We start from the raw sequence: 15,352 nt of genomic DNA, 5'->3' as shown, positions 1-15,352 counted from the left end.
ACGGGGGATGAAATAATTATGGCAAACATAAGTAGCTAAGTCTTACATACCAAACTTTAATGTTATCTAATTTATAAATTATGAATAACTAATTATGGGACATAATTTATAACTATATTAACATAAATTGATGAGTATAATTATCATTTAAAGACCACTATATTTAAGGTATAATTTTTATTATTTATTACACTTAGATAAAGTGTAGAGAACTTGGACGAACGGTAAATTCAAATTTTAAAATTATGGAAGTAGATTTATTTTTGTGGTATGGTTAGATTGTTCTTTTAGCCAATTAAAAATAGAAAGAAGATCAAACAAGGTCTTTGATTTTCATATTAAGAACAACCCCCATGCCTTCAAGAACTAGTCTTACGCGTTTTTTACCTACTTCTATAATTTCAGCTTTTTGGTCTTTTAACGCCCCATATTTGATGGCAACCTTATCACCAGATTCTAATTTGCATAGACTGTAGTTTTCTACCGTATCATTAGATAACCACTTTTTTAAAGTTTCCATTTCATTATTGCGAACTATAGCAGGTTTGCCTAACCAAAACAAGTATCGTACAACACCGGGTACTTCAAATACCTTCTTTCGATCTAATTCTGCGATTTGTACAAATACATAGGATTTGAATAAGGGAGCTTCAATAGTTTTTTTTCGGTCACTCCATTGTTTAACTTCCTTGACCATTGGGCAGTAGACTTCAATTTTATGAGTCAATAATCTTTCTGCTACCTTTTTTTCATTCTTAGGTTTTACATAAAGTACATACCAGTTTTTCAACATAAATATAGATAAGGGATTCTCTAATATGGTAACTATTTTTTTGCTGTTGTAGTATTTTAGAAGCTCTAAAATAAGAATTTTGCATTCATACAGGTATTGTTAAAGGTTAATGAGTTAATTATAGTTTTTTAAAGTTAATACAGAATATTTAAGCATAAATACAACATGTAAGAAAAAGATTACTTTAAAATATACTATTTTAGTATTGGTGTCGTTTTATACTAAACCCCAAATCAATACTTATGACATTTTTAAGCCTATTAAAATCTGTGGTCTCGAAAGAAAATACAGTAGTTTTATCTGAAACTGAAGTTTCTAACGAGTTAAATCTATTGTTGAACGATTTAACTATCGACAGTCAAAAAGATGAAGAATTTTCTAGTGCTCTTATAAGTGACGAATCTGTATTTGAGGTTTCTGATCGAGAAAGACAAATTGAAGAAAACCAAATTCTATATGCTCAAATAATGAATGAGAGAATGCTAAGAACCAAGAGGAAATTGATTTAAATTTTTTAGGTTAAGCACTTAATATAACTTTAATCAAAGCTAAAATTATTTATATACGCTAAAAGCTCTCAATTTCTTGAGAGCTTTTAGCGGTCTGGATCTCGGCTGATCCGAAACAAGCGGGAACTCGAACCCGCGACCCTCTCGGCTGAGCCGAGACATGTATACTAACCTATTTTATAAGGTTCGTTTTTTGACTAAAAAGCCAGAGTAGATATTGCCTATGTTGCCTTTTCAACATTTTCTCTTTTATAAGAGCTTCTTTTTGTGATCTAATTTTTCTGCATAGACCAGTTTCCACGGTCTTTTGTTTTTGGTGTATGTTGTTTTGCCTTGATTATGTTGCTCCAATCGCATTATATAATCTGTGGAATATCCTTTGTAATAGACATCATGCGAAATAGAATAAATAATGTAAACGTAGTGGTTGGTCATAAAATAGTTTATAAACGAAAAAAGCTCTCAATTTCTTGAGAGCTTTTAGCGGTCTGGACGGGACTCGAACCCGCGACCCCCTGCGTGACAGGCAGGTATTCTAACCAACTGAACTACCAGACCGTGGCGTTTAGCGAGTGCAAATATATGTAGTTATTTGTATTGCGCAAACATTTTTTTTACTTTTTTTTCTGTCTAGAGAAATTTATTTCTTTCTACAAGAAAAGTATTGAGCACTGTAGAGAAATCTCGCTGTATATCTATGTCAACATATTTGATTTTATATTGAGCGCATTTCATTTTAATATCAGATAGATACGTAGTAATTCGTTCGTTATATGCTTCCTTGATATTGTCTGCGTAAAGGTCTAAATGCTCCCCCGTTTCTACATCAACAAATCTTTTAGGTGTATTTTCAAAATCGAAAAATAATTCACGTTGCTTGTCCATCGGATGAAAAAGTACCACATCATGCTTGTTATATTTTAAATGACGAAGTGCTTCGAACAATTCTTCATCATTTTTTTCTGTTTGAAACATGTCCGTAAATAAAAATATGAGACTTCTACGTTTAATATTTTCTGCTATTTGATGTAAGTAGGTGTATGTTTTGGTCTCTTTTGGCGGGTTTTTTGTCAAGCTCACTTCATTCAACTGTGCTAATAGCATTTGAAAATGACGTTCACTTCCTTTTTCAGGAGCGTAGTAGTTATATGCATCAGCGTAAATACTTAAACCTACTGCATCACGCTGCCTTTTAAGCACGTTCATTAATGCGGCTATAGCTAATACGCTAAAACCAATTTTATTTAAAGAGTCAATGCTTAAATTATCTATTTGCGGATAATACATAGATGCTGAATTATCCAATATCATATGGCATCTTAAATTGGTCTCTTCTTCGTAACGTTTGGTGTAGAGTTTGTCTGTTTTGGCAAAAAGCTTCCAATCTAAATGTTTGGTACTTTCGCCATTGTTATAGATTTTGTGTTCCGCAAATTCCGCAGAGAAACCATGAAAGGGACTTCGGTGTATGCCACTGATAAAACCTTCTACTACTTGGTTGGCAAGTAGCTCTAGATTTGAAAATAGGGTAGACTTGTTTAATTCTGATTGTAGATTCACAAAATTAAAGATAGTAAAGACAAATGAACTATAAGGATAGGTCTAATTAAAATTGACCCAAATAAAAAGAGCTGACATAAGCCAGCTCTTTTTATTTATAATATTATACTTAGTAGTGCTTACAAAGCTGCATCAATAGCATCAGTGTAAACTTTTTTAGGTGAAACACCTACTTGTCTGCTTACAATTTCGCCATCTTTGAATACTAATACGGTAGGTATGTTACGTACCCCGTATTTAGCAGCAAATTCTTGATTTGCATCTACATCAACTTTACCAACAACAGCTTTGCCGTCATATTCAGTACTAACTTCGTCAATGATAGGACCTACCATACGACAAGGACCGCACCATGCTGCCCAAAAATCTACTACTACTGGTTTATCGCTTTTTAAAACTACCTCGTCAAAAGTAGCATCTGTTATTTCTAATGCCATCTTATTTACTTTTATTGATTATGCAAATTTAGTCAATTATTCTTCTGTTTCCTTACGGGCTTACAATTCGTTTTACCTATAACGGTATCAAGCTAATTTATTAATCTTTATAGTTATTTTCTTACTTTTTGCTGCTACATGAAAGTTATAAGTGTGTCAAGATTTCATTGATTTTTCATTAAATTCATGTAAAAATACCACAAGAGGTATGTCTAATTCAGCTTAAAGTGAACGTCTTGTTTTTCTAAAAGTTGTAATAACTCACTTGAAATATGCACTTTTTGTTTCCTACTATTTAAATTCACTTTTATTTTTTCTTCCATCTCATAAACTACAAAATTGATAGCGTGCTCTCCTTTATGATTGGTGAATGTGTCTTTTAAAGCTCTTACTTTTTCTTCTTTCAGATCGGCAATATTTAATTTTATAGTAAGCTTTTTTGCGTAGGTCTCCATTACTTCCTGTAATAGCATGAAGCTATTAAATTGCATTCTTGGGTCCCCTTTTTTGCCAGTATCCTTATTCATCCATCCATCACGAACAAATAACTTCACGTAGGCGAAGGAATTGATCATTAAGAAGTGCCTAAATTTAAGATACTCCTCCCCAAATATTCTAAACTCATAAGAATCCGTATAATCTTCCATGGTGAAAGCTGCCCAACCTTTTCCGTTTTTGGAAACCCTATGTTGCACATCTGTGATTACCGCGGCGAACGTAAGTTCTCTGTTTACATAAGTAGGTAAATCATGTACACAAGCTATGTTTGCATTACAGAATGCTTTTACTTCGGTTTTAAAATCATCTAATGGGTGACCGGAGATGTAAATACCAACAACTTCTTTCTCTCTTCTCAGTTTCTCCATCGTACCCCATTCTTCACATGGTGGTACTACAGGTTCTGGTATTTGTACTTCGCTGGCATCACCAAATAAACTTACTTGGCTAGAGTTTTCGCTCTCTTGAAATTTGGCACCATACTTAATAGTTTTTTCTAAAAATGTTACCCCATCTCCCTCATCATGAAAATATTGTGCTCTGTGAGTGTCTCCAAAAGAATCAAAACCACCGGCAACTGCTAAACTTTCAAATGCTTTCTTATTGGCGGCACGTAAATCAATTCGTTTAGCAAAATCGAACACAGATTTATACGTTCCTTCTTCTTTTCTATTTTCTACAATAGTCTCTACGGCACCTCGACCAACACCTTTTACCGCGCCCATTCCAAAACGAACAGCACCGGCATCATTTACCGCAAATTTGTAATACGATTCATTGACATCTGGACCTAATACATCCAATCCCATGCGTTTACATTCTTCCATGAAGAACGTAACTTGTTTAATGTCATTCATATTATTACTCAATACCGCAGCCATATATTCGGCAGGGTAGTGGGCTTTACAATAAGCGGTTTGGTATGCGATCCAAGCATAGCATGTGGAGTGGGATTTGTTAAAGGCATAGGCTGCAAATGCTTCCCAATCTTTCCAAATTTTTTCTAATTTATCGGCTGCATGGCCTTTTGCAGAAGCTTGTTCAATAAACTTAGGCTTCATTTTATCTAGAACATGCTTTTGCTTTTTACCCATTGCCTTACGCAAGACATCGGCTTCACCTTTTGTAAAGTCAGCCAATTTTTGCGAAAGCAACATCACTTGCTCTTGGTATACGGTGATACCATAGGTCTCTGCTAAATATTCTTCACAAGCATCAAGGTCATAAACAATTTCTTCAGTACCATGTTTACGGGCAATGAAACTTGGTATGTACTCCATTGGACCAGGACGGTATAATGCGTTCATGGCAATAAGATCCGCAAAAACAGTAGGTTTAAGGGATCTCATGTGTTTCTGCATTCCGGGAGATTCATATTGGAATACACCAACTGTTTCTCCTCTTTGAAAGAGCTCGTATGTTTTTATATCATCTAATGGAAAATTCTCTGGATCTAGTTCAACACCATGTTTGGCTTTTACAATTTTAACGGTATCCTTAATTAAGGTTAGCGTCTTCAATCCCAAGAAATCCATCTTCAATAACCCCGCATCTTCTACGACCGAGTTATCAAACTGGGTGCAATACATTTCGGAGTCTTTCGCCAAAGCTACCGGAACGAATTTCGTAATATCATCTGGGGTGATAATTACACCACAAGCGTGTATACCTGTGTTACGTACAGATCCTTCAAGAATATATGCCTGGTTTAAAGTTTCAGATTCCAGTCCGTCACCTTCAGAAATCGCCAAAAGTTCATTTATCTTAACTAAATCTTCTGCCCTAAATTTTGCCTTTAAGATTTTTTCATCAACCCCAATAATTTTTTTTAGCTTAGACATATCGGGTATCAACTTCGCCATGCGATCAGAATCTTGCAAAGGCAAATCTAAGGCACGAGCCGTATCTCTAATGGCAGATTTGGCAGCCATGGTACCGTAAGTGATAATCTGTGCTACTTGATTTGAACCATATTTGTCAATTACATAATCCATCACACGACCACGTCCTTCATCATCAAAGTCAATATCAATATCGGGCATACTTACGCGATCCGGATTTAGGAAACGCTCAAAAAGTAAATCGTACTTAATGGGGTCTAAATTCGTAATCCATAAACAGTAAGCAACTGCAGACCCCGCTGCAGATCCACGCCCAGGACCTACGGATACATCCATAGCTCTTGCAGCTCTTATGAAATCTTCCACAATCAAGAAATAACCAGGGTAACCGGTTTTCTCAATAACTTTAAGCTCAAAGTCTAGTCGTTCATCAATAGCAGGTGTTATTTCCCCGTATCTTTTTTTGGCACCTTCATAGGTAATGTGACGTAGAAATTTGTTTTCCCCACGTTTACCGTTATCTAGTTTGTCTTCTTCAAATTGAAATTCTTCAGGAATATCAAAGGCAGGTAATAATACATCACGTGCTAATGTAAAAGTTTCAACCTTATCTACAATTTCTTGAATATTAATGATTGCTTCAGGAATATCCTTGAATAGCTCCTTCATCTCTTCCGATGATTTAAAGTAGTATTCCTGATTAGGTAAACCGTAACGATATCCACGACCACGACCTATAGGTGTAGCTTGTTTTTCTCCATCCTTTACACATAAAAGGATGTCATGTGCATGTGCATTTTCTTTAGCTGTGTAATACGTGTTGTTTGTAGCGACTAATTTTACATCGTGTTTTTTTGCAAATTGAATCAATACTTGGTTTACACGGTCTTCATCTTCTTGACCGTGGCGCATGATTTCAATATATAAATCATCACCAAAAGTTTCTTTCCACCAAATTAGCGCTTCTTCAGCTTGGTTTTCACCAACATTTAAAACTTTGCTAGGTACTTCACCATATAAGTTACCGGTAAGCACCATTACATCTTCTTTGTATTGCTCAACAACTTTTTTATCTATTCGGGGAACGTAGTATTTTCCGCTGACAAAGGCGATGGAAGACATTTTAGCCAAGTTTAAGTACCCTTTTTTACTCTTGGCAAGCATTACTATTTGATACCCGTTGTCTTTTTGCGATTTATTGGTGTGGTCTTCACATACTTGAAATTCACAACCAATAATAGGTGTAATCTCTATTTCTGGTTCTGGTAATTCGTTTAAAGGTTCTTGACCTTCTTCTAAAGTTCCATTCTGGGTAGCTTCATATCTTTTAAGATTTGCTTCATTCCTAGAAACAACACCTTTATTATGATTAATGACACCGTTTACAAAGTGAAAGGCACCCATCATATTCGCATGATCCGTCATTGCAACCGCAGGCATTTTAGCTTTAGCGGTATTGGCGATTAAATCTGGAATACTTGTGGTGGACTGTAATATAGAGAATTGAGTGTGATTGTGTAGATGTGCAAAACTAGCGGACTCTAGCGTAGCTAAGTTCTCTTGAATTTCTTCTTGAGAAACTCCGCCAGTATCTTTTGCCCAAAGTGCATCGGCAATTTTTTTCGATGCTTTTTTAAGGTTTATGTGTTTTAAACCAATAAGCTCGATCTCTTTCGGATTCGCTTCAGAGAAATTCTTAAAATAATCTGGTTGAACATCTAATTGTTCAATGGTGTATTGCTGCTTACGGATAAGTTCAAGAAAACAACGTGTAGTTGCCTCAACATCGGCAGTCGCATTATGCGCTTCCCCGAACGGTTCGCCAAATAAAAATTGGTGTAATTCTGTTAGCGTAGGAAGTTTAAATTTACCACCTCTACCACCGGGAATTTGGCAAAGTTGCGCCGTATGTTCGGTACAGGTATCTAAAACTGGTAATTCTTGTAATGGGTTTTCAACACCTAATCGGTGAAATTCAGCCCCCATAATATTAAGGTCAAACCCTACATTTTGCCCGACTATAAATTTAGTTTTGGACATGGCAATGTTGAACTTCTCTAATACCTCAGATAAAGAAATACCTTTTTGCTCTGCTAGTTCAGTAGAAATACCATGAATTTGCTCTGCATCATATGGAATATTGAATCCGTCAGGGCGCACCAAATAATCTTGATGTTCAATACAATTACCCATTTCATCATGCAATTGCCATGCAATCTGTATACAACGTGGCCAGTTGTCGGTGTCGGTAATAGGTGCATTCCAGTTTTTTGGAAGACCGGTAGTTTCGGTATCAAATATGAGGTACATAGCGAATTTTCTGAGTGTTCAACACGGTCAGATGATTGACCTAAAAAGTGCCTATAAAATTACTAAAAAGGACTTGTTTGATGAAGCAGAGTTGCTAAGAGTTATTAACGAATGAATTTATTGGTTTTTTTTGATGATAATTTTATTGAACTTCACCTTCTTGTAGTTTCATGTTATAGTCTTGAACCGATAGCATTTATTGATGTTTTATGAGTTTTAAGTTTCTTGTAAATTTTTAATGAAATATTTTTCAGTAATCACTGTTTAAATAACTGCAATTGTTAATTGTCAGTTCGTTAAAATCAATTATATTTGCACCCGCTTTGAGATTAGCTTTGCTGGTTGATGGCGAACGAGTTAAAAAAATAGAATTAATAATCAAGGGTCGGGCACCCTACAAATTAATGTGATATGCCAGTAAAAATTAGATTACAAAGACACGGTAAAAAAGGAAAACCATTCTATTGGGTAGTTGCTGCAGATGCAAGAGCTAAAAGAGATGGTAAATTCTTAGAGAAATTAGGTATCTACAATCCTAATACCAACCCTGCAACAATTGAACTTAATGTTGATAGTTCAGTAAAATGGTTGCAAAACGGTGCACAACCTACAGATACAGCAAAAGCTATTCTTTCTTATAGAGGTGTACTTTTAAAGCATCACTTATTAGGTGGTGTTCGTAAAGGAGCATTAACAGAAGAGCAAGCAGAAGAAAAGTTCAACACTTGGTTAGCTGAAAAAGAGCAAGCAATTGCTGATAAAGTTGGTGGTTTAGATAAAGTGAAAGCTGATGCTAGAGCTGCTGCATTGAAAGCAGAAAAAGAAGTAAACGACAAGCGTGCCGCTGATGCTGCCGCTGCTGCTTTACCAGAAGTTGCTGAAGGTGAAAACGCTGAAGCTGAAGTAGAAGCTGTTGAAGCTGCTGGTGAGCCAGAACAAGCTGTTGAAACTCCAGAAGCTCCTGCTGCTGAAGAAGATAAAGCATAATTTTTAAGAGACGATGCGCAAGGAAGATTGTTTCTACCTAGGTAATATCGTTTCAAAATATAGTTTCAAAGGGGAGGTGCTAGTAAAACTAGATACCGATGACCCCGAGATCTACGAAAACATGGAATCAGTATTCGTTTCTTTAGGAAACAATCTGGTTCCATTTTTTATTAAAAGATGCCGTCTTCATAAATCAAACTTACTTCGTATAGATTTTGAAGAAGTGAAATCAGAATCTGATGCAGATCGCATTATGAAATCTGGACTCTATTTACCTCTTACTATGTTGCCAAAACTTACCGGTAATAAATTTTATTATCATGAAATAGTAGGTTTTAATATGATAGACGCTGTTCATGGAGATATTGGTATTGTGCAAAGCGTAAATGATACTACGGCACAAGCATTGTTTGAAGTACAAAAAGAGGATAAGCAACTGCTTATTCCCGTAAGCGATGATATCATTACCAAAGTAGATCGCGCCAACAAAAGTATTTTTGTAAAAACTCCTGAAGGTCTGGTAGACCTATACTTATCTTAATAGTACAATCCCCGCTATTTATTATTAGTCTTTTACTAATAGTAGTGAGATTTTGTAAGACTGATAATATTTTAATTCATTTTTGAGAATTCTAATATTATTTAGCTTCTTTACTTCGTTATTGGTCGAATTTTAACTGTATGTGGTTGGTAAACTTTGTAAGTTCATGACAGTTTAAAAACCACCACTAATGACCAAGAACTTTACGACTGATTTTTTCAGGTTTACCACCGTAGCTTTTATCTGTTGTATTTTGTTGAGTTGTTCTTCTAAATCTGAGAAGACAATTGCTTTAGCAAATAATAGTACTCAGAATAGTGTGCCGGAAAAAATAGATTTTACCTTTCATGTAAAACCAATTTTATCTGATCGTTGTTTTAAATGCCACGGTCCAGATAAAAATGCTGTTGAAGGCGACCTTTCTCTACATTCTGCCGAAGAGGCTTACAGAGCTTTAGGTAAATTAAAAGATCATGCTGCAATTGTGCCAGGCGAACCTTCTAAAAGTAGCTTGGTGGAACGAATTTTTACGGAAGACAGTAATTTAATGATGCCCCCACCGGAATCTAATTTGGTTTTGGAAGATTTTGAGAAAGCCATCCTAGAAAAATGGATAGCGCAGGGAGCTGAGTATAAAACACATTGGGCGTTTATTCCTCCAGCTCCTCAAGAAGTGCCTAATAATGAAGAAAATAACGATTGGGGTACTAATGAAATAGATGCTTTTGTTCTTAGTAAGTTAACGGAGAAGAATATGAGTCCGAGCGATAGGGCTTCTAGTGAGAAATTATTAAGAAGGGTTACGTTCGATTTAACTGGACTACCACCTACTATAAGTCAGCTAGAAAAATTTAAAGCAGATCCATCTAAAGAAAAATATGAAGAAATAATAGACTCATTATTATTGTCTGTGGACTATGCTGAGAATATGGCTGCAGAATGGATGGATATTGCAAGATATGCCGATACTCATGGATATCAAGATGATTTTGAACGTACAATGTGGCCTTGGAGAGATTGGGTAATTCATGCATTTAAACAGAATATGCCTTATGATCAATTCGTAACATATCAATTAGCTGGGGACTTGTTACCCAATGCCAATTTAGAACAAATATTAGCTACCGGTTTTAACAGGAATCACAAAATAACTGCCGAAGGTGGGGTGATTCCTGAAGAATACCGGGTTGAATATGTAGAAGATAGAAATACAACGTTAGGTACGGCATTTTTAGGTCTTACCTTAGAATGTGCCCGTTGTCATGATCATAAATATGATCCTATAAGTCAAAAGGAACATTTTCAATTTTATAGCTTTTTTAATAATATTCCTGAAAAGGGATTGTTGGCTAATGCAGCGGAATTACCAGAACCATATATAAAAGTAACCTCAAAAGAAGTAGATGATATCTTAGGATTTATCAATCTTGAAAAAAGTGAAATGAAAGAGGTGCCAGTAATGGTGATGAAAGAAATGGATAAGCCTAGGTCAACCTTTATATTGGAAAGAGGAATTTACGATCAATATGGTGCTGAAGTGTTTCCTGATACTCCTGAGTCCATTCTTCCTTTTGATGAGTATCCTAAAAATAGATTAGGCTTGGCGCAATGGTTGTTTGAAGATAAGCATCCACTTACGGCCAGAGTTGCAGTTAATAGATTGTGGCAGCGTATGTTTGGTAGTGGTATTGTAGCTTCATCGTTCGATTTTGGTAATCAGGGGTCGTTACCTACGCATCCGGAGTTACTAGATTTTTTGGCTATTAAATACAAGGATGAAGGTTGGGATACGAGAGCAATGTTGAAATATATTGCCATGTCTGAAGCCTATCAGCAGGATACAAAATCAACAATTGAGAAATTAGAACAAGATCCAGAAAACAAATATTTGGCTCGTGCATCTCGTCTACGTCTATCTTCAGAGGCCATAAGAGATCAAGCTTTAGCGTTCAGTGGATTATTAAATAAGGAAGTTGGCGGACCTAGTGTTAAGCCATATCAGCCAGAAGGTATTTGGGAAGAAACTACCGGTGGAGGTGGAGGTAGCACGGCTTCATACACACTAAGTGAAGGTGATGATGTCTACAGAAAAAGCTTGTATACTTTTTGGAAACGTACCGTGCCTCCACCAAGTATGATGACTTTTGATAGTAGTTCTAGAGATTATTGTTCGGTAAAACGACAAGAAACAAATACGCCGCTACAGGCATTGGTTTTACTAAATGATCCCCAAATGGTAGAAGCTGCTAGGGTTGCTGCAGTGGGTGAGATGATAGCAAACCCTAATGCTGAAAATGAACAGATAAAAACATTATTCTACAAGGCTACATCTAGACTGCCAAACGAGATTGAAACCCAGTCTTTAGTGGATTATTATGATGAAATGTTGACTAAAGTCGAGAACGGTGAAATCTCTGCAGAAGAATATTTGAGTATCGGTAAAAGTCAAGTGCCAACAGATATGAACAAACAAAAGTTGGTCGCCATGACGTTGACGGCACATACAATTTTGAATTTAGATGAAACTATAAATAGAGGCTGATTATGAGCGAAAAGAAAATAGTTGAGGAGCGGTCACTTATATTAAATAGAAGGTCTTTTTTAGGTAAAGCGGCAATGGGTGTTGGCGGAATAGGTCTGGCATCTTTATTGGGAACCAATTTATTTAGAAAAGGTGAAAATGGTTTGTATACTGCCGATAGTGGTCCTGCAGGTGTAAAAGGAGTGTTGGATTCTTTACATCATCCATCGAAAATAAAAAGAGTTATATACCTGTTTCAAAGTGGAGGACCTTCACAATTAGAATTATTCGATTATAAACCACTACTAAATCAACGTAGGGGCGAAGATTTACCAGAATCAATACGTAATGGACAACGTTTAACGGGTATGACTTCTGGGCAAGATAACTTCCCTTTGGTTGGCTCTAATTTTGGTTTTCAACGTTATGGCCAAAACGGGACTTATATAAGTGATTTGTTGCCGTATACTGCTAAAATGGTAGATGACATCTGTATTGTAAAGTCTATGTATACAGAGGCTATTAATCATGATCCAGCGGTGACCTTTTTTCAGACCGGATCACAACAACCGGGAAGACCAAGTATTGGTTCATGGTTAAGTTATGGTTTAGGTAGCGAAAATGAAAACCTACCTGCCTATACAGTATTATTATCAAGAGGTTCTGGTAGACCAAATGGTCAGCCATTATATACTAGACTATGGGGTAATGGATTTTTACATTCCCTTCACCAAGGTGTGCAATTTAGGGCGGCTAAAGATCCAGTTCTTTATCTTAATGACCCTAAAGGTACTACTGCCGATGTTAAAAGGTCAATGTTAGATAAATTGGCAGAACTCAATGATCAACATTATCAAGAATCTAACGATCCAGAAATACAAAGTAGAATAGCACAGTATGAAATGGCCTATAGAATGCAAACTTCTGTGCCAGATGTGATGAATACTGACGGTGAACCAGATTATATTTATAAAATGTACGGTTCAGATGCTAAAATACCTGGTACGTTTGCTGCAAACTGTTTGCTGGCTAGGCGCTTGGCAGAAAAAGATGTTCGCTTTATTCAATTATATCACATGGGGTGGGATCAACATGATAACCTACCTGGTGCTATACAAAAACAAGCCAAAGATGTAGATCAAGCATCTGCTGCATTAATTGCTGACCTAAAACAACGTGGTATGTTAGAAGACACGTTAGTGGTTTGGGGCGGCGAGTTTGGAAGAACAAACTATTCGCAAGGTTTACTTACAGATACTACTTATGGTAGAGATCACCACCCAAGATGCTTTACCATGTGGATGGCTGGTGGCGGAATTAAACCTGGTATTGTTTATGGCGAGACTGATGAATTTGGATATAATATTGTAAAAAATCCTGTACACGTACATGATTTTCAGGCTACTATGCTTCATCAATTGGGTATTGATCATGAAAAATTCACTTATAAATATCAAGGTAGACGCTTTAGACTTACCGATGTAGAAGGAAAAGTAATCAACGATATTTTAACGTAATGGAGAGAAGAACCTTTATAAGAAATACTGCTGCTGCGTCAGCGGGATTGTTAACATGTTCCTCTGTAGGTGCAAGCTTACTCGAGTATAAAGATGCCATTATTGGTCACGGTAGTCATAAATATAAGATAGATCTTAATTGGGGAGCTTTGAATCCTAATTACTATCCTGTGAACGATTGCCATGAAATGGTACAAGATTCTAAGGGCAGAATTTTACTACTAACCAATCACACCAAAAATAATATCATAGTTTACGACCGTTCCGGTAAACTGTTAGAAACCTGGGGGACAGATTATCCTGGTGCTCACGGGTTAACATTGAATGTTGAAAATGGTGAGGATTTTCTTTATATATCAGACAACAGCAGGCATGAGGTTATAAAGACAACTATAGACGGGAAGGTGGTACAAGTTTTTACCTATCCTAAAGAATCTGGAAAATATAGCGCTAAAGAACAATATATACCTACCGAAACTACCATAGCTGAAAATGGAGATGTATATATAGCAGACGGTTATGGTGCTCAATATATTATGCGTTATAATGCAAAAGGGGAGTTGTTGCAGACTTTTGGAGGGAAGGGAGATGCTGACCATTTATTTAATAACGCTCATGGTATTTGTATAGACACAAGAAATGGGAAAAACCCTGAGCTATTAATAACGGCTAGGCAACAGAATAAATTAAAACGTTTTACGATGGATGGTGAATTTATAGCGAGTATAGATTTACCTGGAGCTTTTATTTGTAGAGCCGTAATTAAAGATGATACTATTTATTTGGCGACGATTTGGTCTGGTGATGGATCAGATGGTACAGGCTTTATTTCTATTTTAGATAAAGATAATAAGCTGATTTCTGCACCAGGCGGATGCAAACCGGTTTATGGTAAGAATGGTTTAAATCCGATGTTTCAATCTATTAAAATATTTACTCATCCGCACGATGTTTGTGTTGATGAAGATGATAATTTGTATGTAGCGCAGTGGAATTCTGGAAAGACATACCCTATAAAATTGAATAGAATATGATGAAACGTACATTCTATTCTTTGTTCGCAATAATTATGTTGTGTCAGGCATGTATTTCTCAGAATACGGTGTATGCATCTACTGATATGTTTCAATTATCTGACCCGCGTATAAATGTTTCGGCTATTTTTTTTGAATCACACACTACGGTAACTATCAATGTAGATTTAGCTAATTCTGTAGTAAAATATTCTATAGACGGTAGTCCTGTTAATCAGAATTCTAAAGTATATACTACACCGTTGAAAATGACGGAGAGTGCTGTAGTTAAAGCGAAAGTTTTTCATCCGGATTATTTGGAGAGTGAAGAGGTTCAAATTGAAGTAGTGAAAATTGCGAATAAAAGGGTAATTAAAGAAATGGTATTATCTACAAAGCCTAACGATAGATACCCCGGTTTGGGCTCTGAGGGTTTAATGGATTTTACTAAAGGTAGCACTCAATTTGGTGGTGATAAACAATGGATGGGTTTTCAAACAGATACTATTTCTGCTGAATTGAAACTTGATGAAAACGTTGAAATTTCTCAAGTTATTATTAGTGCTTTGACAAATCAATCTAACTGGATTTTTGCTCCTGGAAAAATTGAGGTTTTAGATGATGGAAAAATCGTTGGTACAACAACTTACCCTAAGAGTGATAAAGAAACTTCAAATAGCGCAACTTTTCTTAGTGTTCCTTTAGTAAAGGGCAACTATGATAAATTAGAGGTTGTGGTTTATCCATTAAAGGCGATACCAGAATGGCATCAAGGAAAAGGTACTACACCATGGGTTTTTATAGACGAAATAATTATACAATAGC

General features: G+C 36.1%; 12 protein-coding genes and 1 tRNA gene. 7 read left to right on the top strand and 6 right to left on the bottom strand.

What is annotated here, in order from left to right:
• Nucleotides 1-313: 313 nt before the first annotated feature.
• Nucleotides 314-793, bottom strand: a complete 480-nt coding sequence (locus P178_RS0104590; protein ID WP_036145711.1) for a UpxY family transcription antiterminator — start codon at nucleotides 791-793, stop codon at nucleotides 314-316.
• A 242-nt stretch (nucleotides 794-1,035) separates the two neighbouring features.
• Here P178_RS0104590 and P178_RS0104585 point away from each other — a divergent pair, with 242 nt between their 5' ends.
• Entirely contained in the window at nucleotides 1,036-1,302 is a 267-nt protein-coding gene (locus P178_RS0104585) for a hypothetical protein (protein ID WP_027065110.1), read from the top strand.
• 249 nt (nucleotides 1,303-1,551) lie between these two features.
• Here P178_RS0104585 and P178_RS22860 read toward each other — a convergent pair whose 3' ends face one another.
• The 5 genes from P178_RS22860 to dnaE all read right to left on the bottom strand — a co-directional run bounded on the left by P178_RS22860 (nucleotide 1,552) and on the right by dnaE (nucleotide 7,948).
• Entirely contained in the window at nucleotides 1,552-1,737 is a 186-nt protein-coding gene (locus tag P178_RS22860; protein WP_081819390.1) for a GIY-YIG nuclease family protein, read from the bottom strand.
• Between the two features lie 49 nt (nucleotides 1,738-1,786).
• Nucleotides 1,787-1,860, bottom strand: a tRNA-Asp gene (locus P178_RS0104580).
• A 72-nt stretch (nucleotides 1,861-1,932) separates the two neighbouring features.
• Complete coding sequence (locus P178_RS0104575; RefSeq protein WP_027065109.1) at nucleotides 1,933-2,862, bottom strand: DUF58 domain-containing protein; 930 nt, start codon at nucleotides 2,860-2,862, stop codon at nucleotides 1,933-1,935.
• A 119-nt stretch (nucleotides 2,863-2,981) separates the two neighbouring features.
• Nucleotides 2,982-3,299 (bottom strand): thioredoxin, encoded by a 318-nt coding sequence (trxA, locus tag P178_RS0104570; protein WP_027065108.1) that lies wholly within the window; start codon nucleotides 3,297-3,299, stop codon nucleotides 2,982-2,984.
• Nucleotides 3,300-3,511: 212 nt separating this feature from the next.
• A complete protein-coding gene (gene dnaE / locus P178_RS0104565; RefSeq protein ID WP_027065107.1) occupies nucleotides 3,512-7,948 on the bottom strand; it encodes a DNA polymerase III subunit alpha in 4,437 nt (1,478 codons plus the stop codon).
• A gap of 411 nt (nucleotides 7,949-8,359) precedes the next feature.
• Here dnaE and P178_RS0104550 point away from each other — a divergent pair, with 411 nt between their 5' ends.
• The 6 genes from P178_RS0104550 (at nucleotide 8,360) to P178_RS0104525 (ending at nucleotide 15,351) form a co-directional block, all read left to right on the top strand.
• A complete protein-coding gene (locus tag P178_RS0104550) occupies nucleotides 8,360-8,935 on the top strand; it encodes a 30S ribosomal protein S16 (protein WP_027065106.1) in 576 nt (191 codons plus the stop codon).
• 13 nt (nucleotides 8,936-8,948) lie between these two features.
• On the top strand, nucleotides 8,949-9,476 hold the full coding sequence (rimM, locus tag P178_RS0104545) for a ribosome maturation factor RimM (RefSeq protein WP_027065105.1): 528 nt from the start codon (nucleotides 8,949-8,951) through the stop codon (nucleotides 9,474-9,476).
• 190 nt (nucleotides 9,477-9,666) lie between these two features.
• Nucleotides 9,667-12,018: a PSD1 and planctomycete cytochrome C domain-containing protein gene (locus P178_RS0104540; protein ID WP_027065104.1), complete on the top strand. Its 2,352-nt coding sequence runs from the start codon at nucleotides 9,667-9,669 to the stop codon at nucleotides 12,016-12,018.
• Nucleotides 12,019-12,020: 2 nt separating this feature from the next.
• Nucleotides 12,021-13,514: a DUF1501 domain-containing protein gene (locus P178_RS0104535; RefSeq protein WP_027065103.1), complete on the top strand. Its 1,494-nt coding sequence runs from the start codon at nucleotides 12,021-12,023 to the stop codon at nucleotides 13,512-13,514.
• Nucleotides 13,514-14,548, top strand: coding sequence for a peptidylglycine monooxygenase (locus tag P178_RS0104530; protein ID WP_027065102.1), 1,035 nt, complete (start codon nucleotides 13,514-13,516; stop codon nucleotides 14,546-14,548). The genes P178_RS0104535 and P178_RS0104530 overlap by 1 nt, the downstream gene beginning before the upstream one ends.
• Complete coding sequence (locus P178_RS0104525; RefSeq protein ID WP_081819389.1) at nucleotides 14,545-15,351, top strand: chitobiase/beta-hexosaminidase C-terminal domain-containing protein; 807 nt, start codon at nucleotides 14,545-14,547, stop codon at nucleotides 15,349-15,351. The genes P178_RS0104530 and P178_RS0104525 overlap by 4 nt, the downstream gene beginning before the upstream one ends.
• Nucleotide 15,352: the final 1 nt, after the last annotated feature.

This window comes from Maribacter sp. Hel_I_7, assembly GCF_000688315.1.
GTDB lineage: Bacteria > Bacteroidota > Bacteroidia > Flavobacteriales > Flavobacteriaceae > Maribacter > Maribacter stanieri.
Note: the sequence above shows the minus strand (reverse complement) of the source record. Positions and strands in the feature narration are given on the sequence as shown.